This window comes from Alloactinosynnema sp. L-07 (assembly GCF_900070365.1).
Lineage (GTDB): Bacteria > Actinomycetota > Actinomycetes > Mycobacteriales > Pseudonocardiaceae > Actinokineospora.
The window spans coordinates 6,287,495-6,311,794 of the sequence record NZ_LN850107.1; the positions used below are offsets into that span (position 1 = coordinate 6,287,495).

The window sequence follows — 24,300 nt, forward strand, 5'->3', positions numbered from 1 at the left end:
TAGATTAGCTCAGTGCAAGATCAGCAGGACTTGCAGCTCGCCGACCAGGAAGCCGATGATCGCGCCGACGGCGATCAGCTTCCACTCGTCCTGTTTGAACGCGGGTCGCAGCAGGCCCTCGTACTGCAGCGGGGTGAGCTGCTGGATCTGTTTGATGATCGTGTTGCGGATGTCGAGCGCGTCGGTCGCGTAGGCCTCCACGTGCCGCACGGTGTCGGGCATCCGCTCGATGGCCTTGCGCGCCGCGGCGTGCTTCATCTCCTGGTAGCGGCGGGGGCCGACGGCGGCCACGACGAACGGCTTCACCACGCTGATCTGGCTGTCGATCGACCGCTGGACCTCGCGCTGGATCATCGCGTAGAGGCGGTCGGACTTGGGCCCGGTGAGGATCGCCTCCAGGACATTGTGGACGGTCAGGATCTCCTTGGCGATGAGGTCGCCGTAGTCGCGGGCGACCTCCATCCGCCGTTTCTGAAACATGCCCTGCCAGCCGACGCCGAGGAACTTCCTCTCCTGCCGGGGGAAGAAGATCATCTTGAGCGCGAGCCAGTCGGTCAGCCAGCCGGTGAGCCCGCCGAAGATCGGCATCACCCACGGGTTCTTCGTCAGTGCCCAGGTGACGAGTTGGACCAGGCCGATGACGAAGCCGAAGTAGATGCCCGACAGCGCGATGAACCGCATCTCCGGCTTGGCGGTGTCGCGGATCAGCCGGTTGAGCATGGCCTTGTCGCGCACCAGGTTGCGCACCGCCATGTCCTTGACGTCGAGCACGTCCTCGATGTTGTCGGCCAGCTCCGCCATCAGCTTCTCGACCATCCGCGGCGCCTCGGCGCGCACGCGGTCGAGCACGAGCCGCTGGGCCCGGTCGGGCATCAGCTCCCACAGGTTCGGCTGGTACTGGGCCAGCAGCTCCCTGGTGATCTCGTCGACGGCCAGCTCGATCGGCTCGCGCAGCTCGGCGGCGACCTTCTTCGGGTCCAGCCGGGCGAAGATCTCCTTCGGGTCGATCAGGTTGGTCGTCATCAGCTCCATGGCCACGCTCGCCATGCGGTGCGCGTTGCGCGGGATGACCCCCTGCCATCCGACGAACCCGACCCCGACGAACTCCACCGGCTCGTACATCATCTCGATGGCCGCGCGCTTGGTGATGTAGCCGATGATCGCGGCGATGAACGGCATGGACACGTAGACATGCCAGTGCGCGACGAAGTCCTCCGCGATGGCGTGCCAGTCCACCTGTGCCCCTCCTCGTCTCGAGGCTGAGCATCGCACGCTGACCACCGCGCCGAACGGGTGACCAGCGAAACCCAGCCAGGGTTAGCTGATGCCGAGCGTGTACCCGCCGCCGCGGTAGGCCACGACCCGGAAGACCGCTGGACCACGCAGGCGGACTTCCGACGGTGCGGTGGTCCGGCGTGGCGGTCAGGGCGTCATTTGGTAGATCGGGCCTTCGTAGACGAGGCCGCCCGCGGTGTCGAACGCGCGGCCGTTCGTGGTCCGCACGGTGTCGAGGTCGAATCCCCGGACGGTGTAGGCGAAGGTCCCCGCACGCGTCGCCGCGGTCACCACCGTGCCGTCCGGCATCAGGATCTCCACGCGCGCGACATCCGGAGCCGCGTATCCGACCGCGGTATAGCCGATTGGGGCGTCGGGTAGGCCCAAGCCGTGCCCGTGGGTGCGGCCGATCTTGGCGTCGGCCGGTTCGGGCGGTTCCGTTTGTATCGAGCGGAGGGTGTTCCCGTTGAAGCTGTTCGTGCAGAAGCCCAGGCTGCCGTCCGCGGCGGTCGCGGCCACGGAGAACCCGCCTGTGATGTCCCGGACCATCGCGCCCGGGCGGATCTTCGTGCCGGGGAAGTCGCACACCGCCAGGGTCGCCGCCATGAGTTCGCTGTCGCCGATCGGGTTCGCCACCCCCGCGACGGAGTTCCCAGCCATGGCCACCGCGAGCGCGGCCACCGCGGTCACACTGACAATTCCGGCGACGATGCGGTACAAGTGTTCTCCCCAGGTTCGCCCGTGAGTAAAGCACCTGGATTGGCTCTCAGAATTGGTAATACAAGAACGGGCTGAACGTGCCGGTAGCCACCAGAATCGTCGCCCACAGCAGGCCCGGCCCCATGACCGCCACCCGCAGCGCCGTGGCCATGCGGCCGCGTGAGGACTCCAGCAGCGGGCCGGTGACGGGGCTCGCGGGCATCACCATGATCACCAGGGCGACCAGGAGCACGACGAGGACCTGGTTGCCCAGGGCCGCGTCGACCTGGTCGGTCAGTCCTTGGAAATCGGGCAGGAGCATGTGGCCGATCATGACCAGGGCCGAGCCGAGGTCGGCGGCGCGGAAGAGGACCCAGCCGACGACGACCAGGACGATCGTCAGCGCGCGGCGGGCGTAGCGGCGGATCGGGTCGGTGGGGGTCTGGTCGAGGCCGTAGCCGCGTTCGACGATCAGCAGCGCGCCGTGGAAGGCGCCCCACACCAGGAAAGTCCAGTTGGCGCCGTGCCAGAGGCCGGTCAGGATGAAGACAGCGCAGAGGTTTCGGTAGGTCTTGGCCGCGCCCGCGCGGTTGCCGCCGAGGGGGATGTAGACGTAGTCGCGGAACCAGCGGGACAGGGACATGTGCCAGCGGCGCCAGAACTCGGTGATGGTGACCGAGGAATACGGGCGGGCGAAATTCTCCGGCAGCCGGAACCCGAGCATGCGGCCAAGGCCGATGGCCATGTCCGAGTAGCCGGAGAAGTCGAAGTACAGCTGCAATGTGTACGCGATCGCGCCGAGCCAGGCCACGGCGAAGGTCATCTGGTCGGCCGGGGTGGCGAAGCACTGCTGGACCAGCGGGCTCAGCGAGTCGGCGATGATGACCTTCTTGCACAGCCCCAGCGCGAAGCGCGGGAAGCCGGACGCGACGTCGTCGAGGCGGTGGGTGCGGACCTGGGGGAGTTGATCGGCGATCTCCCGGTAGCGCACGATCGGGCCCGCCACCAACTGCGGGAACATCGCGATGTAGGTGATGAACGCGACCGGCTTGCGCAGCGCGGGGCGTTCGCCGCGGTAGATGTCGACCACATATGAGATGTGGTGGAACGTGTAGAACGAGATGCCGATCGGCAGCAGCAGGTGGACCACCGGGAAGTCCCCGCCGAGCAGCCTGGCGAAGCCTGCCAACTGTTCGGTGGCGAACCCCGCGTACTTCCACACCACCAGCACCGCGACGTCGAAGGCGACCACCGCCACCAGCACCCGCCACCGGCGCCGCCGGTTCGTGTCCCACTCGTCGGCTTCCAGGTACGGGCCGACGAGGAAGTTCACGGCCATGCAGACCAGCAGCAGCAAGGTCGTCGGTCCGGCACCCGCGGCGTAGAACAGCAGGCTGGCCGCCGCGATGATCCCGTTGCGCCAGTGTCTCGGCGCCAGCAGCACGCCCGCCAGCACGATCGGCGTGAAGAACCACAGGAACAACGGACTGGCGAACGACACTTTCTTGCCCCCTCGACCGGCAATCGCCAAGACCTTAGCCGACCTCGTATCAACCGGCCCCGAATGTCGGTTTCCGGTGATGAAATCGAACACGGGGCTCAGACGCGCCCTGAAGGGGTTGGTCATCCTGTCCGCTGTCGCCGACGCGGTGGCCACCGCGTCGGCGGCCACCGCCGCGAGCGAGACTGTCACGCCGAAGACCTGGTCCTACACCGACAGCCGCGCCGTCCACGAGACCAAGACCGGCCCGGACGCCCCGGTCGGCGCCCGGGTGGTTCCGAGGAGACGTACTACTTACTTCTCCGTCGCGCCGTAGGTCAGACGCGGCCCGCCGCTCGGCGGCGGCGGGCCACCTCGGCCAGGACCACACCGGCCGCGACAGAGGCGTTGAGGGAGTCGACGCCCGCGGACATCGGGATGGACACCGTGGCGTCGCAAGCCTCGCGGACCAGGCGGGACAGGCCCCGGCCCTCGGAGCCCACGACCACGACCAGCGGCGACGTCGCCAGGGTCAGGTTGTCGAGTTCCATGGTGCCGTCGGCGTCCAGGCCGATGATCATCAGGCCCTGGCTCGCCAGGTCGCGCAGCTCGCGGGTCAGGTTGGTCGCGATGGCCACCGGAATCTTGGCCGCGGTGCCCGCGCTCGTGCGCCACGCCACGGCCGTGATGCCCGCGCTGCGGCGCTGGGGGAGCAGGACGCCGTTGGCGCCGAACGCGGCCGCGGAGCGGATGACGGCACCGAGGTTGCGCGGGTCGGTGACACCGTCGAGGGCCACGATCAGCGGCGGCTCGTCGCCGACGGTCTCCAGCAGGTCGTCCGGGTGGGCGTACTCGAACGGCGGCACCTGCAGGCCGAGGCCCTGGTGCATCGCGCCGCCGGTGAGGCGGTCGAGTTCGGGGCGGGAGACCTCCAGCACCGAGATGCCCCGGTCGGCGGCCATGCGCACGGCGTCGGCGACCCGGTCGTCGGCGTCGATTCCCAGCGCCACGTACAGCGCGGTGGCCGGGATCTGCGCGCGCAGGCACTCCACTACGGGGTTGCGGCCCGCGACGATCTCGTTGGTCGGGCGGTCCTTCGACTTGCCCTGGTCGCGCCGGGTCTGGGCGTTGGCCTTGCGATACGCGTGGTGGCCGGGGCGCTCCTCGGCCTTGGGCGTGGGTCCCTTGCCCTCCAACGCCTTGCGTCGCTGTCCGCCGGAGCCGACGACGGCACCCTTCTTGGAGCCCGGCTTGCGCATCGCGCCTTGGCGCCTGGAATTGCCTGCCACGTCAGTCCTTCACTGTCCACAGCGGACCGCCGGGGGTGTCCTCGACGGCGACGCCCGCGTTGAGCAGGCGGTCTCGAATGGCGTCGGCGAGGGCGAAGTCCTTGTTCGCCCGCGCACGCTGGCGCTCATCGAGCAGATCCTCGACCAGCGCGGCGACCGCCGCGCGCAGCCCGTTGTCCATAGTGGACCGGTCGGACCACCTGTCGGACAACGGGTCCAGGCCGAGGATGTCGGTCATCCCGCGCACGGCGGCGGCGGCCTCGCGGGCGGCGGCGTCATCGCCGTCGTCCAGCGCGGTGTTGCCGACGCGTACCGCGTTGTGCACGGCGGCGAGCGCGGTGGGGGTGGCCAGGTCGGCGTCCATCGCGGCGACGAACTCATCGCTGGCCGCGCCGACCTCAACGGTCCCGGTGCGCTGGGTGATCTTGCGAAGGAAGGACTCGACGCGCTGGTAGGCGCGCACCGACTCCTCCAGCGCGGGCTCCGAGTACTCGATCATCGACCGGTAGTGCGGGCCGACCAGGTAGTACCGCAGCTCCTGCGGCCGGACCCGGTTGATCATCTCCGGGATCGACACCACGTTGCCAAGCGACTTCGACATCTTCTCGCCGCTCATGGTGACCCACGCGTTGTGCATCCAGTAGTTCGTGAAGCCGTCACCGGCCGCGCGGGACTGGGCCTGCTCGTTCTCGTGGTGCGGGAAGACCAGGTCGAGACCGCCGCCGTGGATGTCGAACCGCGGCCCGAGGTACATCGAGGCCATGGCCGAGCACTCCAGGTGCCAGCCCGGCCTGCCCGCGCCCCACGGCGACGGCCACGAAGGCTCACCGGGCTTGGCGCCCTTCCACAGCGTGAAGTCGTGGTGGTCGCGCTTGCCGTCGGCCACCGACTCGCCCTGGTTCCAGTCGTCGAGCTTCTGCCCGGACAGCTCGCCGTAGGCGGGGTACGACGGCACCGAGAAGTACACGTCACCCTTGGCCGCGTAGGCGTGACCCGCGTCGATCAGTCGCTGCATCAGCTCGACCATCTGGGTGATGTGCCCGGTCGCGCGCGGCTGGATCGTCGGCGGCTCGCAGCCCAGCACGGCGTAGGCCTCGTCGAAGGCGCGTTCGTGGGTGGCCGCCCACTCCCACCACGGCCTGCCCGCGGCGGCGGCCTTCTTCAGGATCTTGTCCTCGATGTCGGTGACGTTGCGCACCAGCGTGACGTCGCTGCCCTGGTGGGTGAGCCAGCGGCGCAGCACGTCGAAGTTGAGGCCGCTGCGCACGTGTCCGATGTGGGGGATCCCCTGCACTGTCGCGCCGCACACATAGATCGAGGCCGCCCCGGCTTTCAGGGGGGTGAACTCACGCAGGCCACGGGTGGCGCTGTCGAAGATGTGCAGGGACACGGTGTTCTCCTGTGGGGAATGTCAAAGCTTACGGGAAATGGTACGGGCCGCTGCTCAGGCGGCGAGCCCGTGTGTTCGCAGCGCGGTCAGCAGCGCGTCGTGGCGCACCTGCGTCGCCTGCGGCTCCACCCGCTCGAACCGACAACCCAGTGCGGTCGCGCCCGCGTCGGCCGACAGGTCGTCGCCGATCATCAGGGCGTGCTCCGGCGCGACGCCGATGCGCTCGCAGGCGGTCTGGAAGATCTTCGCGTCGGGCTTCATGACGCCCTCGACGAAGGACAGGACATAGGTGTCGACCAGATCGGCCGCACCGTGGTGGGCGAAGACCGGCTCGATCTCCCACGCGATATTGCTGACCACCGCCACCGGGATGCCCGCGGCTCTCAGCGCCGTGAGGGCGGCGACGGTGTCCGGGTAGGGCTGCCACGAGTCGGGGTGCTGCACGCGGTCGTAGAGCGTCTCGGCGACGCCGGGGCCGATGTCCATGCCCGCCGCGCGCATGGCGGCCAGGTAGACGGTGCGATGGGTGTCGGCGTCGAGGTCGCGGCGGTGCCAGTCGGCGCGGAACTCGGCGGGCAGGTGCTTCGACGGGCCCGCGGTGAACACGGCGAGCAGTTGGGCCTGCTGGGCCTCGGTGACCGGGGTGCCGTCGGCGTTGGTCAGCCCGCGAACCCAGGCGGCACCCAGCTCAAGGCGGAAGAGGGTGCCGGAGAAGTCCAGGAGGACGCCACGCACTTGGCCGCCTCCCCTGGGTGCACGGTCTTGGTCCAGCGACCGGGCCCGCTCGGTGACCTGGTTGCCGTGGTCGGCACCGACTTTACTGGATCTCGATGATCAGCGCGGTGGCGACGGCGGCGATGCCCTCACCACGACCCGTCAGGCCCAGGCCGTCCGTCGTGGTCCCAGAGACCGATACCGGGCCGCCGACCGCGTCGGACAGCACCCGCTGGGCCTCCGCGCGCCGCTTGCCGATCTTGGGTTCGTTGCCGATGACCTGCACCGCGGCGTTGCCCACCTGCCAGCCCTCGGCGCGCAGCCGAGTGCGCACCTCGGCCAGCAGGGTCACCCCGGACGCGCCCGCCCAGCGCGGGTCGCCGGTGCCGAACACCGCGCCAAGGTCGCCGAGTCCCGCGGCCGACAGCAGCGCGTCGCACAGGGCGTGGGCGGCGACGTCGCCGTCGGAGTGGCCCGCGCAGCCGTCGACGCCGTCCCACCGGAGCCCGGCGACCCAGCAGTCGCGACCAGCCTCGATCGGGTGGACATCGGTGCCGATGCCGACTCTCACGACCCCTCCTCTGCGGCTTGCCGCGCCGCGCCCGGTCGATCGTAGGATTGTTCAACAAGTGAACGTTCGGTTTGTAGGACGATCGCTTCGGCGACGACGAGATCGAATGGCGTTGTGATTTTCATCGCATAGGCGTGGCCGGGCACGGTCGCGACCGGAACGCCAAGCCGCTCGACCAGTCCGGCGTCGTCGGTCGCGGAGTCCGCCAGCGCGTGCGCGGCGACCAGCGTCGCGGTGTCGAACCCTTGGGGCGTCTGGACAATCCGCAGCGCGGACCGGTCCGGCGTGGCGACCACCACGCCGTCGGCGTCGACCTGCTTGACCGTGTCGGCCATCGGCAGCACCGGGATCACCGCGCGGGCGCCCGCCTCGACGGCGTCGACCACGGCGCGGATGACCGAAGGGGGAGTGAACGCGCGGGCGGCGTCGTGCACCAGCACCACACTCGTGTCGGGAATCACGCCGAGCGCGTGCCGCAGGGCCAGCCCGACCGAGGCGGTCCGGTCCGCGCCGCCCGCGACGACGTCGGCGGCCAGGCCCGCGTCGGCCAGCAGCTTGGCGGTGGCGTCGACCAGGTTGGCCGGGGCCGCGACGACGACATGGCGCACCCGGCCCGCGTCGAGCAGGCCACGCACGGCATGGATGAGCAGCGGTTCCCCGCGCACCTCGACAAGCGCCTTGGGCACAGCGGCGCCGAGACGTTCGCCGCGCCCGGCGGCGGGCACGAGCGCGACAACACTCATACCGGGCACCGCGAGACGCACGCACATCGAGACGACAGTTCGGAGCCATGACCGAGCCCCGCGCGACGGCCACGGCCATCACTCGGGGCGCCGGAGCCGAACTGCCGCCTCGGCACGCTTGGGGATGTCATGCAGGTCTCAATCGGGCTTCCGGGAGTGGCCCGGTCGGACGTGCGGTCAGACTGTGGCGGTTGCCAGGACCTCGTCGAGCAGGACCTCAGCCTTGTCTTCGTCGGTGCCTTCGGCCAGCGCTAGCTCGCTGACCAGTATCTGCCGAGCCTTGGCCAGCATCCGCTTCTCGCCAGCGGACAGACCTCGATCCTTCTCCCGCCGCCAGAGGTCTCGCACCACTTCGGCCACCTTGTTCACGTCGCCGGAGGCGAGCTTCTCGAGGTTGGCCTTGTACCGACGCGACCAGTTGGTCGGCTCCTCGGTGTGGGGAGCACGCAGGACATCGAAGACGCGGTTGAGGCCCTCTTGACCCACGACATCCCGCACGCCGACGATCTCGGCGTTGTCTGCGGGGACGCGAACCGTGAGGTCACCCTGCGCGACCTTGAGGACGAGGTACTGCTTTTCCTCGCCCTTGATCACGCGGGTCTCGATCGCTTCGATGAGTGCGGCACCGTGGTGCGGGTAGACGACGGTCTCTCCGACCTTGAAAACCATGTGTCCTCTGCCCCTTTCGCTACGGTCATCTTAACACGTGCTCCCTTGTTCACGAGAGGGGAGCGGTGTGGGTCTTCGCAGGTCAGCGGGCAGATGATGCGATGGACGGGGGTTGACAAGTCGCGCGTGTCTGTACTCAACCCTTATTTCGGGTGATGGTGATCCCGGCGCGAATAGATCCACTGTGGACGTGATTGTGGCCGGGCGTTGATCGGGGTGTCCGACCACACGTGAGCGCGATTCGTTGTCCCGGCTACGCTTCCGCTCGACAGTTGGATTGTCCGCACCAGACGCAGGAGCTCTCGTGAGTCGTGCACAGCAGAACTCGACCGGACGGCTGCGCCTCGCCCCGGCCGCGCTGGGACTCAGCCTGGCCGCCGTCCTGAGTGCCGTCGGCTGCAGTGCCGGGCAGATCACCCAGACCGATTCCCAATTGCCGGCTGTCAACGGCGCCATGTCGCAGGTCGGAAACCTGGCCGTGCGCGACGCCGTGCTCGCCTACCCGCACGGTGGGTTCTACCCCGAGCACGCCGACGCCCCGCTCATCCTCACCATCGTGAACTCCGCCGCCGCCGCCGACCAGCTGGTCGAGGTCAGCACGCCGTTCGCGGACGAGGTCGAACTGGTCGGTGACAAGAACCTGCCCGGCGTCGCGGCGCTGAAGGTCGGCACCCCGGGCGAGGAGGCCAAGGTGGAGGCGCACTCGTCAGCCGCCCCGACGCCGACCCCCACCGCCACCCCGTCCGGCTCGGCCACGCCGTCCGGCTCCGCGTCGGCCCACCCGACGAGCGAGGCGCACGCCACCTCCGCCGCCCCGACGACCAAGCCCGCGGCCAAGGTCGAGGTCGGCAAGCTCAAGATCATCCTCGTCGGGCTCAAGGAGAAGCTGTACCCGGGTCGCCTGATCCCGGTCACCTTCGTCTTCGCCAAGGCGGGCTCGATCACCGTCGAACTCCCCATCGGCTCCCCGAACGCTCCTCGCGGCGCGGCGGACCATTAGATCTGTCGGGGTGGGCCGCTAGCTTGATCTCGTGGCCAAACCTGCGAAGCCGAGTTACCGCTGTTCCGAGTGCGGCCACGGCGTCCCGAAGTGGGTCGGGCGTTGTCCCGAGTGTCAGGCGTGGGGCACGCTCGCCGAGGTGGGTGTCCCCCGCGCGGCGCTAGTCAAGATCACCGCCGGGTTGCCCAGCTCGCCCGCGCGCCCGATCGCCGAGGTCGACGTCGAGTCGGCCAAGGCGCGGCGCACCGGAGTCTCCGAGCTGGACCGGGTACTCGGCGGCGGGTTGGTCCCCGGCGCGGTGGTCCTGCTGGCAGGTGAGCCCGGCGTGGGCAAGTCGACCTTGCTGCTGGAGGTCGCCTACCGCTGGGCGGCGCGCGACGGCGAGTACGGGCCGACGCTGTATGTGACCGGTGAGGAGTCCGCGGGCCAGGTCCGGCTGCGCGCCGAGCGCACCGGCAACGTGCACGCGTCGATGTACCTGGCCGCCGAGAGCGACGTCTCGGCCCTGCTCGGCCACGTGGACGCGGTCAAACCCGGCCTGCTGGTGGTCGACTCGGTGCAGACCATGGGCTCGCCCGAGGTCGACGGCACCCCCGGCGGCGTCACCCAGGTTCGGGCCGTGACGGCCGCGCTCGTGGCGGTGGCCAAGGAGCGCGGGCTGCCGGTGCTGCTGGTCGGCCACGTCACCAAGGACGGCTCGATCGCGGGCCCGCGGGTCCTGGAACACCTGGTCGACGTGGTCCTGCACTTCGAGGGCGACCGCCATTCGACCCTGCGCCTGCTGCGCGGGGTGAAGAACCGCTTCGGCGCGGCCGACGAGGTCGGCTGCTTCGAGCTGGTCGAGAGCGGCATCGTCGGGGTGACCGACCCGTCCGGCCTGTTCCTCAACAAGCGTGAGACGGCGGTGGCGGGCACCGCGGTCACGGTCGCGGTCGACGGCAAGCGGCCCATGGTCGGCGAGGTGCAGGCGCTAGTGTCGAAGTCGGCCCTGGGCACTCCCCGCCGCGCGGTCAGCGGCCTCGACTCGTCCCGGATCGCGATGATCCTGGCCGTCCTCGAGCGCCGCGGCGGCGTGAAGCTGGGCGACGCGGACGTGTTCGTGGCCACGGTCGGCGGCATGAAGATCACCGAGCCCGCCGCCGACCTTGCCATCGCCCTGTCGGTCGCCACCGCGGCGCGTGACGTCGCGCTGCCCAACGACTTGGTGGTTGTGGGCGAGGTGGGCCTGGCGGGCGAGGTGCGCCGGGTGAGCGGGGTGCGCACCCGCCTGGCCGAGGCGATGCGGCTGGGGTTCACCAAGGCCCTCATCCCGCCGGACTGCGGCGACGTGCCCGACGGCATGCAGGTGCGCGTTGTGCCGGACCTGGGCTCGGCGATGAGCAACCTGCAGGTCCTGCGCCCCTAGGGCATGTCCTGCGGATCATGGCGGGCGGTATCCGCGCCCGCTTGGCCCCTGGCCGCACCGCGGGAACGGCCACGGACAACCAGTACGCGACCGTCCCCGCGGCACGCCCAGGAACCAAGCGGATCACGGATCCCACCCACCATGATCCACAGGACACGCCCTAAGGCGTCACGCCGAGGTCCCGCACGATCACCGGCTCGGCGTACCAGATCGCGCCGGACCGGATGGGCGTGCCAGTGGCCCTGTCCTGGGTCGAGTACTGGACCTCGACGAGCCTGCCGGTGCCGGGATCGAAGTAATACGTCGAGCGGACGGCCCCACTCTTGGTGACGATGCTGATCGCGGTGGCGTCGGCCTGTTTCGTGGTGTGCGCGAGCCGGTGGAATTCGACGTCCGGCAGGTAGCTGACGGTCTCCAAGATCAGCTTGCGCTCGTGCGCGCTCGCCAGCGGCGAGCCGAGGCGCTGTAGCAGGTAGTTCGCGGCGGTTGACTGGGCGTCCGGGGCGTCGCCGTAGCGAATCCGCATGGCCTCGTACTGCGCGGCGGGCGTGGCCGCCAGGGTGTACTCCATGATCTCAGCGCCCCGAACCTGGCGGATCTCCGTCGGGGTGGTGCCGTTGCCGCTGGTGCGGCTCAGGTACTCCTGGCCGTCCAGCGCGGGCCACCAGATCTCGTTGACCGTGCCCAGCGGGCTGCTCGACCTGTTATCGGGCAGATCGGTGGTGATCAGGTAATAGATGTACTGGCCTGACGGCACCGTCGGGTCGAGGATCTTGTCCGCGAGTTCCCAGGCGTTGTTCAGCGGTTGCGACGGCAGTGGCGGCAGACCGCCTTCGGGGCGGATGACCGAGGGCTGGGCGCCGACATCGTGGGTTGTGCCGCCGCCGCGCAGGAACACAACGGCGGTTGCCGCCACGGCCACAAGCACGATGCCCGCCGCGAGCGCGAACACCCGGCCGCGGCGGTCAGGTTCGGCGGGTGGGACGTCGACCAGCCTGGTCACCACCGCTTCCCGGGGTTCGGTGGCGGCCAGCAGCCGCGCGCGGCCATCGGCGAACGCTTCGTCGGTCATCGAGGGCACGGCGGCGCGGAGGTTCGTCAGGAGGTCGTCGAGGTCAGGCATCGGGGGACTCCAGGTGGGCGCGCAGGGTGGTGCGGGCGCGGTGCAGGCGGGTGCGGACGGTGGCGACCTTGACCTCCAGCGCCGTGGCCACCTCAACCGGCGCCAGCCCGGCCCACGCGACCAGCAGCAGGACATCGCGTTCGACGTCGCGCAGGTCGGCGATGGCGCCCGCGAGTCGGCTGACCTGGGCTTGGGCGTCGACGCGGGCGTCGGTCGAGTCGGTGGGGTCGTGGGTCTCGGCGGACGCGCTGCGGGCCATGGCGCGCAGGTGGCGGACCTCGCGGCGGCCATGGCGGCGGCACAGGTTGGTGGCGATGCCGAACAGCCACGCGCGGGCCTCGCCCAGGTCCGGCCGGTAGGCGTCGCGGCGTTCCCAGGCGATCAGGAACGTCTCGGCGACCAGGTCGTCGGCGGTCGCCGGGTCGAGTCTGCGGGCCAGGTAGCGGTGCAGGTCGCGGGCGTGGGCGTCGTAGAGGTCGGTGAGCGCGGCCGCGCCGTGTGGACCGGTCAGGTCCGGCCGGTCCCCCGAGGTGGTGCTCGCCATCGTCACACCTGTACTTGCCCGTCGCCCCGGCGAGCGTTCCGGGCTAACCCGCCGCGGCGATCAGGTCGTCGCCGGGCAGCTCGATGCCCATCGTCCCGCCGGGGTTGACGATCAACGTGACGCCCGCGAGCGCCGGAAGCAGACCGCGGCCGGTGGCCTGCTTCGGCAAGGTCACGGTCGGCGGGACGTAGCCGGGGCTGGAATACACGACGAGGAACCGCCTGCCCTGCTCGTCCACACCGACACGCAGGCCGCCCGCGCCGTCGGTGTCGAGGATGAAGTCGGCGTCCAGCGAGGCGGAGAGGATGCGTTCCTGCGGCAGCCAGCCCGCCGAGACGAAGTTCAGTACCAGCTCGAAGTCCGTTCGCGGCGCGGGGAATCCCCGTCTTGTCGGGCCGGGAAGGTACTGGTCGTTACGGAAGGTTTCTCCGGTCAGCTCGCCGTTCTCGTCGGCCCGGTACGCGCCGAGCAGAGCGAAGTTCGGCGGTCCTTCGATATGACGTGGATCGACATCCGGGTCGGCGCACCACACCCAGCCGCCCGGGTTGCGTCGGGCCTCGGCGCGCAGGGCGTCGGTGACCGGCGGCAGTTCGGGTAGGTCGATCTCCTCGACGTCGCCGGTTTCCAGGAAGGTCGCGATCGGCGCGGAGAGAAGGTAGAGCCTGCCGCCCGCCGCCCAGCCCGCGAAGGTGGCGACCGAGGCGCCACACGTGACGATGGCGGACGCGGCGGCGATCAATGCCGGGGTGATCAGCGACGAGATGAAGTCGGCGATCGTCTCGAACACCAGCGCGCGCAGTTCGCACACCAGGGCGCCGGACAGAGCGTAGATGGCCGCCGTTCCGTCCATAGTGGACCCAAGCGCGCCGTACTCCGCTGCCAGTTGGTCCATGTTGACGCGGAATGCGTCGCTCGCACCGCCGGTCCAATCATCCATTGAGGACACATCTTGGCGGTGTTCGCGGGCGATCATCTTCATCTCCAGCGCCGCGGACTTGAGTTGGTCGACTTTGCCATTGATCTCGTCGGGGTTGCCCAGCAGCGCGTCGAGGGGTTCGCGCAGGAAGCTGACGTGTTCCAGCAGCCAGCCGATCCCGGCCGACAGGATCGCGCCGAGCGGGTCGCCGACGGAGGACACCACGTCGACGACCATCCCGGCGCCCGCGAGGGTGGCATCGATGACGTCGATTCCTTCGCCTTGCGCGTCGGATGTCAGCGCGGAGATGAACCCGTCGACGCTCTCGACGACCCCCGCGCCGGACGACCACGTGGTCGAACTCGCTTCCTCGGACACAGTTCCCCCCAGAACTTGCGCTTGAAGATCGACTCGTCGCTGAAGTCGCCGTCGTCGTCCCGGCGGGGCGCGGGCGCGCGCGACGGGGGCGCGGGCTGTTCGTCCTCGGGGCCGAACTTGTGGCGGGGCGCGAGGTTGACGGCCTCGTCCTTCTGCTCCGGCTCCGGCAGGTACTCGGTGATCATCTGGTACGTCGGCGAGTCCGCGCCGTTGACCGACTCGAACGCTTCGGCGACGTTCACCGCCGCCGACCGCTGTGCCTTGCGGGCGATCGACATCAGCTCGCTCGACAGCTGCGTGTGCGACTTGCCCATCGCCGCCGCCGTGAGCCGGATGTCGGTCAGCGCGCCGGTCGGGCTGACCGTGATCGTGACGGCACCGTCGTCGGAGGCCGCCGTCGCGCCCGCGTGGTCGAAACTCTGCTGGAAGGTAGCCGCTTTGGCCCGTGCGTCGGCGATCGTCGCGTCGAAATCGCGCATCCACTCTTCCGGCGTCTTCACCAGGTCCTCCCCGACTCAAGTGGGCCCAAGGCTCCCACACCAGAGCCTGCCGGGTGGCCGGATCGCCGCATCATCCCTCTTGCGTGCGCTCCCGCAGATAACGGGTGTGGTCGGCCTGCTTGCGCACGTCGGTGTCGAAGAACTGGCCCGCGACCGCCTTGGCGTCGACTTCCAGGAGCCCGAGCTGGGCGACCAGTTCGTCGGCCGCGCTGGTGCCGTTGACCTTCTTCGCCACCGCGAACCACCACGGCAGGTTCAGGTACGTCTGCACCGCCAGCGGGATGTCGGTGCGCACCAACCGGGTGACGCCGTAGGTGGCGTCCGCGTCGAGGTCCGGCCGAGCCAGCAGCGACCCGAGCACGTCGGCGAGGGCCTCGACGTGCGGGGTCGCTTCGGCGGGCACCCGCGCCGCGCGGATCTTGGCGACCAGCGAGTCCAGTTCCTCCCGCAGCGAGGCCAGATCGGTGGTCAGCACGATCTTCTCCGGCGGCGCCGCGAGCGCGCCGACCAGGTAGAGGCCGACCACGACGACCGGCCACACCCCGCCGACCACGCCGAACACGTGCAGCAGCACGCCAAGGAGCCCGAGCGCCGACCCAACTAGGTTCTTTGTGGAACCCAGATATCTACTGATAGCCACGGATCTCCCGGAATACGTCGGACAGCGCGCCGTCGCGCGCGTCGAAGACCCGGCCGCCGGTCTGCGCGGCCACTCGCTCCAATTCGGACTTGTCGCCCTCGCCGAACACCACGCTGAACACCGGCACGCGCTTGAGTTCGGCCTTGCGGGACTTGTGGTTGCGCTCCCAGTCGTCGATGTCGGACCCGTTGGAGTTCTCGCCGTCGGTCATCAGCACGATCGAGGTGAACTTGTCGGCCGACAGGTTCCGGTCCAGAGCCGAGTACGCGGCGTCGAGGCTGTCGTAGATCGCGGTGCCGCCGTTGGCCTTCAGGCCGCGGGCGAACTCGCGGATGCGCTCCAGCTCGGTGTCCTGGCCGGTCTCGGGGATCACGAACGTCACGGGCTGCTCCGGGCCGGAGTTGAACGGCAGCAACGTGACCTCCTCGCGGCCGCGGAACTTGCGGTAGCGGCCGATCAGGTCGTCGCTGGCGCCGGTCAGGCCGGCGACCGCCGAGCGCAGCGCCTCGATCCGGTCGCCGCTCATCGAGCCGGACGTGTCCAGCACGTAGAGCGTGCGCGACGGGCGCCGGATCTGGTCGAAGTAGGCCGACAGCAGCGCGTCGAACGACTCCTGCTTGGCCGGGAACGGCAGCTCCACGAGGATCTTCTGCTCGAACTCCCCGTTCAGCGCCACACCGGGCACGGCAGGCCTGCGCTTGGTCACGTCCATGATGGACTTCTGCGTTTCCGCGCCGCGCAGGTAGTCGCCGAGCTTCTGATGGTCGGCGCGAGCGGCGTCGCCCGCCGAGGTCAGCAGGGTCAGCGGGTAGTCCGCGGTGACCACGCCGTCGAGCGGGTAGATCAGCTTCAGCTTCTCGGGCAGCTGGTTGTTGAGCGTCAACAGGACTGACTCGTAGTTGATGATCCCGTCGATCTTCTCGCCGGGATCGGCGCCGGTCACGCGACGCTGGTAGGCCTCCGACAGCCAGCCCGACGACCCGGCGCTCATCGCCTGCGCGGTGAAGAACTTCTTCAACGCGGGCGTGACCCCGGCGACCTGTTCGGCGGTGATCGCCCGGCCGGTGCCCGCCAGCGCCGACGCGACGCCGACCAGCGCGGAGAACCCCGAGTTGGACGACGACGGGTCGGTCATGCCGTAGCTGAACGACTTCGCGCCCGCGGCGTTGGCGATGTCGGCCCAGGTGACGGGCTTGTCGATCCAGCCCAGCGCCTTCGCCTTGGACTCGGCCAAGCCGAGCACGACCGGCGAGGCCATGATCTTGGTCTGATTGCCCAGCCTGCGGGCAGCGTCGGGCAGCCCTTCGAGGTAGCGGTTGCTGGAGAACCAGACCGCGTCGTAACGGCCGTCGGTCGAACCGCCCGCAAGCGCTTGCGCACCTTCGATCGTCCCGGAGAAGGTGAACTCGACCCGCACGCCGGTCGCCTGGGCCGCCTTGTCGAGCACAGGCTGGAGGTCGGCGAGTTCGCTGCCCGCCAGGATCCGGAGCTTGCCCGGCTCGGGCGGCGAGATCGGCTTGGCGCTGTCCTCCGAACACGCGGTCAGCGCCAGCGCGAGCGCCGCGATGGTGGCGAGCTTCCTCATGAGTCCCCCTCGTGCGACCGGCTGAGCCGGGTCTCGGCGCGGCGCAGTTCGTCCTGCAGCGCCGACACGGTCGTGGCCATGTTCGCGGTGGCACCCGCGCGGTAGTCGTCGATGGCGTCGATGGCCTGGTAGATCTGGTCGAACGACTCGCGGATCGCGGCGACGCCGACAGCGGGGTCGGAGCTCATCTTGCGGATCTCCGCGCCCTGCAGCGAGAGCAGGTGGCCGTTGGCCTTGATCAGCCCTTCGGTGGTGCCGCGCAAGGCGTTCATCTCGTCCAGGACCTCGCGCTGGTTGGCCAGCGCGGCACTGATGACCAGCGCGACCTGCAGCGCGGAAACCGTGGTCGACGCGGCCCGCTCGACACCACGGATCAGCTCGTCGTTGTTGCGCCGCACCAGGTCCAGCGCGAGATAGCCCTGCGCGCACACGGCCAGCTGGGTCAGGATGTCCTGGTGGCGCTGGCGGATCGGATGCAGCGCGTCGGACCGCAACGCCTTGGCGCGCAGCGGATCGGCGAAGTCGAGCACACCCGCCTGCCGGTCGACGGCGGTGTCCACGGCCTCGGCCAGCGCGACGGACTCGGACAGCTTCGTCATGTTCTCCCACAGCCGCGCCCGTTCGCCCTTGATCGCGGCGTTGTCGCGGAGCAACTGGTCCTGGCGCGCGCGTAGGTCGAGCACGAGCCGGTTGACCGGGGTGTTCGCGGCGCGGTAGCGGTCGAGGAGCCGCTTGGCGTCGTTGCCGAACGGGATCAGACCCAGCAGTTTCCGTTGCGTGGTGGGGAAACCGGACGGATCGAGGTCGGTGACCGTGCGGCGCAACTCGGTCAGCGTCGTGGTGACCTGGACGCCGGGTGGGGTCTTGAGGGACCGGTCGAGCAGGGTCGACGCGATCGACGCGGCCACCCGCATGTCGGCCTCGCCGACGGCCAGCAGGCCGTCGATCAGGTCGGCGAAGTCAGGGGAGCGCGGGTCGAGCGCGGCGAGGTCGGCGGTGAACTTCTCCGCGCGGACGACCGCGGCCGCCCGGACCTTGTCGTCCAGGGGGATCAGCCCGGCGGCACGTTCCACCGGCACCGGCTCGACAGGATCGGGCGGCGTAAGGACAAAGTCGGTCATCCGGCCACCTCGCACGCTCGGCGGTCGCTAGCAAGCTCGCTCATCCGTACTGCTTCCCAATGGCGTCGAGCATGCGCTCCAGCGTCTCGAACGAGGGTGGCTCGACCACGTCGATCAGGTCGGCCGGGGCACGGTCGCCGACGACCTCGCGGAAGTACTTCGGGTCGTTGGTGCGGAACCCGAGTTCGGCGGCCAGCTTGGCGAGTTCGGGGTCGCTGGTCAGCAGCTTGCCGACCTGGTCACCCGCGCCCTTGAGCGGGATCAGCGTGTGCTTGGACAGCACGGTCGGCGACGGGTAGAGCAGGCGCATGCCCGCCTGGATCGAGCCGTCGCCGCGGGTCTGCCGGTCGAGGAACTGCGACTCGTAGATGACCACCATCGGCGACTTGCCCATGCCCGCGGACAGATAGTCCTCGAAGGGGCCCTCACTGCTGTTCTGCGCGTAGCCCTGGTCGAGAAACAGCTTGCTCATCGCGGGCAGCACGGCGGACTCGGCGGCCGGGGTGCTGACGACATTGTTGCCGTTGGCCACGAACGACACCGCGGAGAGATACATCGCCGCGGAGTTCGAGTTGCGCGGGTCGGTCGTGGTGAGCAGCACGTTCTTGCGGGCCGGGTAGGCGGAGTTGCCGGGGATCTGGTCCCAGCGGGTCCCGTTCGCGGTCAGCTCCAGGTATTTGGCCAGGTCGAGCACCTCGTATTCGCCGGGGCCCTGCCGGACCACACCTTGCTTGGTCAGCAGATCGGAGATCGGGGTGAACGTCGCGACCGCCATCGGTGAGTGGAACGGGGTATAGACGGTGGTGATCTTCTTGTCCTGCTGGATCTTCTGCGCCGCCGGGGCTGAGGCCGGGAAGGCGAAGTCGTACTTGCCGAGGTCGACCGACGTGGCGATCTGCCGCGAGCCCGCCGCGTCGACCTGGACGGTGAGGCCGTGCTTGGCGAAGGCGTCGATCACCCGCTTGTCCTGGAAGAACGCGAGTTTCTCCGAGCCGATGACGCCACGGACCGTGGTCTTGCCGTCGGCGACGGCGGGGTCGTCGTCCCCCGATCCGCGCACGATGACGATCACTATGGCGACCAACAGGACCACGGCCAAGCCAATGCTCAGCTGACGCTTCATGCAACCCCCTCCAAGTGACCTGATTTTCTCGGGCGCACCAGGAGTTGGACGCGGGAATTCACCGATCCGTGGTGAATATCGGGTGAACGATCAGCGTCTCGTGAGCGCTCCGTGAAGATCGGTGAGCCTGCTGACCAGCGCGCGTCGGTCAGCGGGGGCGATGACCACACGCGGCTCCGAGCCGGGGAGGGTGACGTTGAGCCACCGACCCTGCACGGTGTCGGCGTACCGCACGGGATTCGGCGACGAGTGCCGTCGCCCGGAACTGTCGCGGACGGCCGCGTACAGCTCGCCGCCGCCGGTGGTCGGCAACTCGGCCAGCCGCAGTGCCTGTTGGACTTCGGGCGGCCCACTGCGCGGCCGGACCCCGACGGACAGCCGGGCGCTGGGCGCGGGTGCCAGGTCGGCGAGGGCGACGGTCAGCGTGTGGCCCCGGCCTGGCGGGATGTCCGGGGCCTGGGCGACCAGCAGCTCGGGCAGGCGATCGGGCTGGGCTTGGGCGAGGTGCACGGTGTCGCCGTCGCGGATGGCGAGGATGGTGTCGCGCCCGATCGCGGCGACCAGTACGCCGATGGTGCGGTCGCCTTCGTTGAGCCAGCCGTAGTACTCGATGTGCGGCGAGCACAGCAGGCGGAAGGTGGCCGCCAGGTCGGCGTCGAGCCTGCCCCTGCGGTCGATGCCGCCGTGCCGGGCGATCTCGGCCCGCGCGGCCGTGTCGGCTGCGTGTTCTTCGGCGCGGGGCCGCCATCCTCTGGTGGGTGCCAGGGTGATGTGGAGTTCACCGAGGTTCTCGGCGGCGATCGTCCTGGCCAGCGCCGACGCCGAGAGCACGAGTGGTCTGTCGAGCACGGCTACTCCCCGATGACCGGGGGCGCGGTGATCTCGTCGGTGCCGAACAGGCTCTCCGGATCCTGTTCGAGCAGGTAGGCAGGCGTCTGGTGTTCGTAGTCGTCCTCGCCCTGACCGCCGCCGCCACCCATCCCGCCGCCCATGCCCGCGCCCGCCCCGCCGCGACCACCGGTACCGCCTGCGCCGCCACGGTTTTGGCCGTGTCCGTGGTCGAGACCGCCGCCGAACACACCTGCCCGGCCACCCGCCGCCGACCCGCCACCGGGCCCGAATCCGCCCGCGCCGCCGCGCATCCCGGATCCGCCCGCCCCGCCGTGCGCGCCACCGCCAGGAGTGCCCCCACCTGGCCCGAATCCGCCGCGCGGCCCACCACCGGGACCGCCTCGCGGCCCACCACCAGGCCCACCGCCAGCGCCGGGCGGTCGGGTACCTGGGGTTCCGGGCGGGCGCGTGCCCGGGGGAGTGCCGCCGGGCGGACGGCTGCCGGGCGGCAGCGTGCCGGGCCGGTTGGGCGGGAGCCCACCGATCGGTGGGGGCGGCAGCGGCGTGCCGCCGATCGGGGGCTGCACGGGACCGGGCGGGACCGGCCGACTTGGCACCGGCTCCACGATCGGCGGCTGCGCCCAGTTCGGTGAGGTCTTCCCCGGACCGACTGTGCCCTGCTGACCGGTGTTGCCGCCGGGGTCGACGTTTCCAGGGCCACCGACGTTCGGAACCCGGCGGCTGCCGTTGCCGTCGTCCCCGTTGCCGTCATCGCCGCTGTCGCCGTCGTCCGGCTTGCTGGTGGGCTGGGTGATGACGATCGCGGACTGGTCGGGGGTGAGGTTGCCGTAGGAACTCGGCATCCCGCTGGCGTTGTAGTTCGACGCGTCCTCGTAGACGCGCATCGCGTTGGCGTTGTTGTCGTTGGCGTCGTTGTATTGCTGCGTCTTCTGTTCGTAAGTCGTGCTGGCGCCGCCGAGGGAGGTGACGTTGTCCCAGAAACCGGGCTTGGTGGGCTCATTGGGGACCGGCTGCACAGAATTGCGCGCCTGGTCGTAGGAGCCGACTTGGCGGTTGGTGAGATCCTGAGCGGTATTCAACTCAGGCTTGGCGAGTTCATGTTCCACGACAAGAGGACCGGCCCCACGCCTGGCCGCCCCACCCGCGTCGCCCTGCCAGGCGGATTCCATCTTGACGGTCAGAGCGCGAATGTCGGCAGCCCACTCGCCGTACTCGGTCTCGACCTGCTTGATGACTGAGGCGGCCCGGTTCAGGCGTTCGCCGCCTCGGCCGTTGTGGAAGTTCTCGTAGATCTGCTGGCCGGACATGAATGCCATGTCATGCCCCCGCCTTCAGGGTGGTGATCACTTCACCAGCGATGTCCTTGACCTTGTCACAAGCCGCCCGCCCCGGCCCACCTTGCGAAAACACATGGAACGCCAGTTCATCACGAACGCCGACAATCACCTTGCAATGTCCTCGGTCGCGGTCATCGAGGCCATCCACGAACACTCCGGGGTAGCCGGCTACGGTGGTGGGCTCGAAATACGCAGCTTCCCCCGGTTTCTGCATGGCCCGGTAGGTGTCGGACAGCCCGTTTCGATTGGGCGAAATGAACCCGACCGTGTAGTCCGCCCGCCTTTCCTTGTCCGACCACGAGCAGAACGGATCGCCGACACCCTGGTCTTGCGCACCCTCGGCTTCCAGGCCCAATCCGGTGGATTGGGTGGAGGCGAGCAGGGTGCAGGGTTTGCCGATGAACCCGGCAGCGTCGAGCGGCTTTGTGACCTTGGGCGCTGATTTGGGGTCGTCGTCCTTGGATGGGCTGGTGGCCGAGGTCGTCGGTGTCCCCGTGTCTCTCGCGACCGGGGTTCCCTTCTCAGTGCACCCGCTGAGCGCGGAGGTAGCGAGAACGGCACCGATGATTGCCAGATTGATGCGGGTTCGCATGGTGTTCAGGCTCCATCCGAGGCGCGCACCGTCGAGGTGTTGTGGCCTTCGGTGTTCTCGTAGCGGTTGCGGGCATCGGTCAGCTTGTCGATGTAGCCCTGCGCGTAGGCGCGCATCGCGCGATTGTGCTCGATCGCCTTCTGCAGGCTGTCGCGGGTGGCCTTGGCTTCGAGGTCGCTCATCTCGTCGTCGGCAGGTGCCTCGACAAGGTCGAAGGCATCATCGAGCTTGCGGCTGCTGACGGTGATCTTCTGTCGAACCACGGTCCATTGGGCTACGAGGGCGTCGAGTTCGGCGATGCTGAGTTTGAAGTGGCCGCCTGAGCCGCCGCCGCCTGCTTGGACGTGGCCGCCGGTGCCCCACGGGATCAGGTCGTTGACGGTGTTGATGACACGGCCGACGGTGACTTCGGCGTTGAGCTGTTGCTCGGTCGTGCCGGGTCCGGTGGCTCCCTCTGGCATCGCTCCCCCTTGCTGGCTACCGCGACGGAGTTTACCGACTCTATGGAGCCGGTGTGTTGCGTTCTGTGCAACAGGTTCGACGTCGGTCGGGGGTTCTGGGTTTCACGAGCCGTGCCGCCGAACGAGTGTCGCCCGATCGGGCACTGGAGATTCGGATGTGGGCGGCTTGAACATCATCCTCGGGGCCCAGGATTGGTGAGGTTGATGAGTCGCTCAGAAGAAGAAGCACGACTATCAGCGTGGGGAGTTTCTGTCCTTGATGTCCGTCGTGCGCACATTCGGGATGGCGAGTCGGAGTTCGCTCTCTGTGGTGCTTTGTTGGTAGCGGACATCACCCGAGGGCATGTCGCGTGCGACGTTTGTCTGTCCGCCGTACGTTTTTAGGTGTGGAAACAGCGTGCCGCGATCAGGTGGATTCGACGCCCACCGGTCGCGCGGCGAGACGGGAATTCCCTACCGTGTGAGGAATGCACGCGAAAAGTCGGGCGGGCGGACGGAACTCGGGCGTGTCATGACAACCGTGTAAGCCGGAGGTGTACCAAGATCGACTCGCCAGTTTGGCGGTCGGAAGGGACACCGAGTGACTCAGGACACATCGTCGCGTCAGGATGACACGGCGGCGGCACGGCGACTTGCCGAGGCATTCTCGTCCGATGCTATCGACGCATTGTTGAAAGACGCGAAATCGTCGGGAACGCCGATCGATGGTGTGGATGGCTTGCTGAATCAGATGACGAAGGCCGTGCTGGAGCGTGCCTTGCAGGCGGAGATGACCGACCATCTGGGGTATGACGCTGGCGATCCGGCCGGTCGTGGGACCGGTAATTCGCGCAATGGCCGGTCGACCAAGACGGTGTCGACCCGGAACGGCCCGGTCGATATCGAGGTACCGCGGGACCGGAATGGTTCGTTCGAGCCGACGATCGTGCCGAAACGGGCGCGGCGGATCGGCAACATCGACGACATGATCCTGTCGTTGTATTCGCGGGGCATGACGACCCGCGATATCGAGGCACACCTGCGGGAAGTGTACGGGGTGAACGCGTCCCGGGAATTGATCTCGAACATCACCGATGTGGTGGTCGACGAGATCAAGGCATGGCAATCGCGCCCGCTGGACGAGGTGTATCCGATTCTCTATGTCGACGGTATCCGGATCCGGGTCAAGGACAACGGCGTGGTGACGACCAAGGTCGCCTACCTGGCGATCGGCGTCGACGTGGACGGCCGCAAGCACGCCCTGGGCTGCTGGATCCAGGACACCGAGGGCGCGAAGTTCTGGCAGAAGGTCCTCGCGGACCTGCGGAATCGCGGCGTCAAGGACATCCTCATCGTCTGCTGCGATGGTTTGACCGGGCTGCCCGATGCGATTCACGCGATCTTCCCCGACACCGTGGTGCAAACGTGCGTGGTCCACGTCATCCGCAACGCGATGCGGTTCGTGTCCTACGGCGACCGAAAGAAGATCGTCAAGGCGATGAAGGAGATCTACACCGCGCCCACCCTGGAGGCCGCCGAACTCGGCCTGGCCGCATTCGACACACAGTTCGGCGCGCAGTACCCGGGCGCGGTCGACGTGTGGCGGAACGCCTGGGCCGAGTTCATTCCATTCCTCGACTACCCGCCCGAGCTCCGGAAGATCGTGTACACCACGAATGCGATCGAGTCCATCAACTTCCAACTCCGCAAAATCACCAAGAATCGCGGCCACTTCCCCGACAAAGAAGCCGCGATGAAGCTGCTCTACCTCGGACTCCGTAACATCTCCAGCCAACGAGGAGGCGATTCAGGAACCGGGACGCACGGCTGGAAAGTGGCGCTCAACACCTTGATCAACCTCTTCCCAGGTCGCATACTTTTCTGATAACCTACAGATGTAAGCATTTCACCTCT

General features: G+C 68.9%; 25 protein-coding genes. 4 read left to right on the plus strand and 21 right to left on the minus strand.

The features are described from left to right. Positions 1-9: 9 nt before the first annotated feature. The 3 genes from BN1701_RS28735 to BN1701_RS28745 all read right to left on the minus strand — a co-directional run bounded on the left by BN1701_RS28735 (position 10) and on the right by BN1701_RS28745 (position 3,475). Positions 10-1,236, minus strand: coding sequence for a DUF445 domain-containing protein (locus BN1701_RS28735; protein ID WP_157368273.1), 1,227 nt, complete (start codon positions 1,234-1,236; stop codon positions 10-12). Between the two features lie 186 nt (positions 1,237-1,422). After that, the gene (locus BN1701_RS28740; RefSeq protein ID WP_054053970.1) at positions 1,423-1,995 is read right to left on the minus strand and encodes a hypothetical protein; all 573 of its coding nucleotides are present in this window, start codon (positions 1,993-1,995) and stop codon (positions 1,423-1,425) included. A 46-nt stretch (positions 1,996-2,041) separates the two neighbouring features. Next, positions 2,042-3,475 carry an MBOAT family protein gene (locus BN1701_RS28745; protein ID WP_054053972.1) on the minus strand — a complete coding sequence of 478 codons (1,434 nt, stop codon included), beginning with the start codon at positions 3,473-3,475 and terminating at the stop codon, positions 2,042-2,044. 79 nt (positions 3,476-3,554) lie between these two features. Between BN1701_RS28745 and BN1701_RS28750 the strand changes: the two genes are divergently transcribed. Continuing rightward, complete coding sequence (locus tag BN1701_RS28750) at positions 3,555-3,791, plus strand: hypothetical protein (RefSeq protein ID WP_157368274.1); 237 nt, start codon at positions 3,555-3,557, stop codon at positions 3,789-3,791. 1 nt (position 3,792) lies between these two features. Here BN1701_RS28750 and rlmB read toward each other — a convergent pair whose 3' ends face one another. From rlmB to BN1701_RS28780, 6 genes are all read right to left on the minus strand, one after another. Further along, the gene (gene rlmB, locus BN1701_RS28755) at positions 3,793-4,743 is read right to left on the minus strand and encodes a 23S rRNA (guanosine(2251)-2'-O)-methyltransferase RlmB (protein ID WP_054053976.1); all 951 of its coding nucleotides are present in this window, start codon (positions 4,741-4,743) and stop codon (positions 3,793-3,795) included. Position 4,744: 1 nt separating this feature from the next. Further along, on the minus strand, positions 4,745-6,133 hold the full coding sequence (cysS, locus tag BN1701_RS28760; protein WP_054053978.1) for a cysteine--tRNA ligase: 1,389 nt from the start codon (positions 6,131-6,133) through the stop codon (positions 4,745-4,747). Between the two features lie 54 nt (positions 6,134-6,187). Beyond that, positions 6,188-6,868, minus strand: coding sequence for an HAD family hydrolase (locus BN1701_RS28765; RefSeq protein ID WP_054053980.1), 681 nt, complete (start codon positions 6,866-6,868; stop codon positions 6,188-6,190). A gap of 82 nt (positions 6,869-6,950) precedes the next feature. Continuing rightward, positions 6,951-7,418, minus strand: coding sequence for a 2-C-methyl-D-erythritol 2,4-cyclodiphosphate synthase (ispF, locus tag BN1701_RS28770; RefSeq protein WP_054053982.1), 468 nt, complete (start codon positions 7,416-7,418; stop codon positions 6,951-6,953). Further along, positions 7,415-8,161: a 2-C-methyl-D-erythritol 4-phosphate cytidylyltransferase gene (gene ispD, locus BN1701_RS28775; protein WP_082860118.1), complete on the minus strand. Its 747-nt coding sequence runs from the start codon at positions 8,159-8,161 to the stop codon at positions 7,415-7,417. The genes ispF and ispD overlap by 4 nt, the downstream gene beginning before the upstream one ends. Before the next feature lie 177 nt (positions 8,162-8,338). Further along, the gene (locus BN1701_RS28780; protein WP_054053984.1) at positions 8,339-8,830 is read right to left on the minus strand and encodes a CarD family transcriptional regulator; all 492 of its coding nucleotides are present in this window, start codon (positions 8,828-8,830) and stop codon (positions 8,339-8,341) included. 304 nt (positions 8,831-9,134) lie between these two features. Here BN1701_RS28780 and BN1701_RS28785 point away from each other — a divergent pair, with 304 nt between their 5' ends. Both BN1701_RS28785 and radA read left to right on the plus strand, forming a co-directional pair. Beyond that, complete coding sequence (locus tag BN1701_RS28785; protein WP_054053985.1) at positions 9,135-9,830, plus strand: hypothetical protein; 696 nt, start codon at positions 9,135-9,137, stop codon at positions 9,828-9,830. Between the two features lie 31 nt (positions 9,831-9,861). Next, positions 9,862-11,235: a DNA repair protein RadA gene (gene radA, locus BN1701_RS28790; RefSeq protein WP_054053987.1), complete on the plus strand. Its 1,374-nt coding sequence runs from the start codon at positions 9,862-9,864 to the stop codon at positions 11,233-11,235. Between the two features lie 160 nt (positions 11,236-11,395). Here radA and BN1701_RS28795 read toward each other — a convergent pair whose 3' ends face one another. The 12 genes from BN1701_RS28795 to BN1701_RS28850 all read right to left on the minus strand — a co-directional run bounded on the left by BN1701_RS28795 (position 11,396) and on the right by BN1701_RS28850 (position 22,407). Continuing rightward, entirely contained in the window at positions 11,396-12,358 is a 963-nt protein-coding gene (locus tag BN1701_RS28795) for a hypothetical protein (protein ID WP_054053989.1), read from the minus strand. Next, positions 12,351-12,902 (minus strand): RNA polymerase sigma factor, encoded by a 552-nt coding sequence (locus BN1701_RS28800; RefSeq protein WP_054053991.1) that lies wholly within the window; start codon positions 12,900-12,902, stop codon positions 12,351-12,353. The genes BN1701_RS28795 and BN1701_RS28800 overlap by 8 nt, the downstream gene beginning before the upstream one ends. 43 nt (positions 12,903-12,945) lie before the next feature. Further along, positions 12,946-14,196, minus strand: a complete 1,251-nt coding sequence (locus tag BN1701_RS28805) for a WXG100 family type VII secretion target (protein WP_054053993.1) — start codon at positions 14,194-14,196, stop codon at positions 12,946-12,948. Further along, positions 14,115-14,696, minus strand: a complete 582-nt coding sequence (locus BN1701_RS28810) for a YbaB/EbfC family nucleoid-associated protein (protein ID WP_054053995.1) — start codon at positions 14,694-14,696, stop codon at positions 14,115-14,117. The genes BN1701_RS28805 and BN1701_RS28810 overlap by 82 nt, the downstream gene beginning before the upstream one ends. Before the next feature lie 70 nt (positions 14,697-14,766). Beyond that, entirely contained in the window at positions 14,767-15,336 is a 570-nt protein-coding gene (locus tag BN1701_RS28815) for a hypothetical protein (protein ID WP_369800641.1), read from the minus strand. Further along, a complete protein-coding gene (locus BN1701_RS28820; protein WP_054053997.1) occupies positions 15,323-16,921 on the minus strand; it encodes a VWA domain-containing protein in 1,599 nt (532 codons plus the stop codon). Before BN1701_RS28820 ends, BN1701_RS28815 begins: the two co-directional genes overlap by 14 nt. Then, complete coding sequence (locus BN1701_RS28825; protein ID WP_054054000.1) at positions 16,918-18,042, minus strand: toxic anion resistance protein; 1,125 nt, start codon at positions 18,040-18,042, stop codon at positions 16,918-16,920. The genes BN1701_RS28820 and BN1701_RS28825 overlap by 4 nt, the downstream gene beginning before the upstream one ends. 40 nt (positions 18,043-18,082) lie before the next feature. After that, positions 18,083-19,165 carry a solute-binding protein gene (locus BN1701_RS28830; protein ID WP_054054002.1) on the minus strand — a complete coding sequence of 361 codons (1,083 nt, stop codon included), beginning with the start codon at positions 19,163-19,165 and terminating at the stop codon, positions 18,083-18,085. Between the two features lie 90 nt (positions 19,166-19,255). After that, positions 19,256-20,014: an ESX secretion-associated protein EspG gene (locus BN1701_RS28835; RefSeq protein ID WP_054054004.1), complete on the minus strand. Its 759-nt coding sequence runs from the start codon at positions 20,012-20,014 to the stop codon at positions 19,256-19,258. A 2-nt stretch (positions 20,015-20,016) separates the two neighbouring features. Continuing rightward, positions 20,017-21,333, minus strand: coding sequence for a hypothetical protein (locus tag BN1701_RS28840; protein WP_054054006.1), 1,317 nt, complete (start codon positions 21,331-21,333; stop codon positions 20,017-20,019). 1 nt (position 21,334) lies between these two features. Further along, complete coding sequence (locus BN1701_RS28845; protein ID WP_054054008.1) at positions 21,335-21,946, minus strand: DUF3558 domain-containing protein; 612 nt, start codon at positions 21,944-21,946, stop codon at positions 21,335-21,337. Between the two features lie 5 nt (positions 21,947-21,951). Continuing rightward, positions 21,952-22,407, minus strand: coding sequence for a hypothetical protein (locus BN1701_RS28850; RefSeq protein ID WP_054054010.1), 456 nt, complete (start codon positions 22,405-22,407; stop codon positions 21,952-21,954). Positions 22,408-22,987: 580 nt separating this feature from the next. On the opposite strand from BN1701_RS28850, the gene BN1701_RS28855 reads away from it, so the two are divergent. Next, positions 22,988-24,271 carry an IS256 family transposase gene (locus tag BN1701_RS28855; RefSeq protein ID WP_054044899.1) on the plus strand — a complete coding sequence of 428 codons (1,284 nt, stop codon included), beginning with the start codon at positions 22,988-22,990 and terminating at the stop codon, positions 24,269-24,271. The last annotated feature ends 29 nt before the right edge of the window (positions 24,272-24,300 follow it).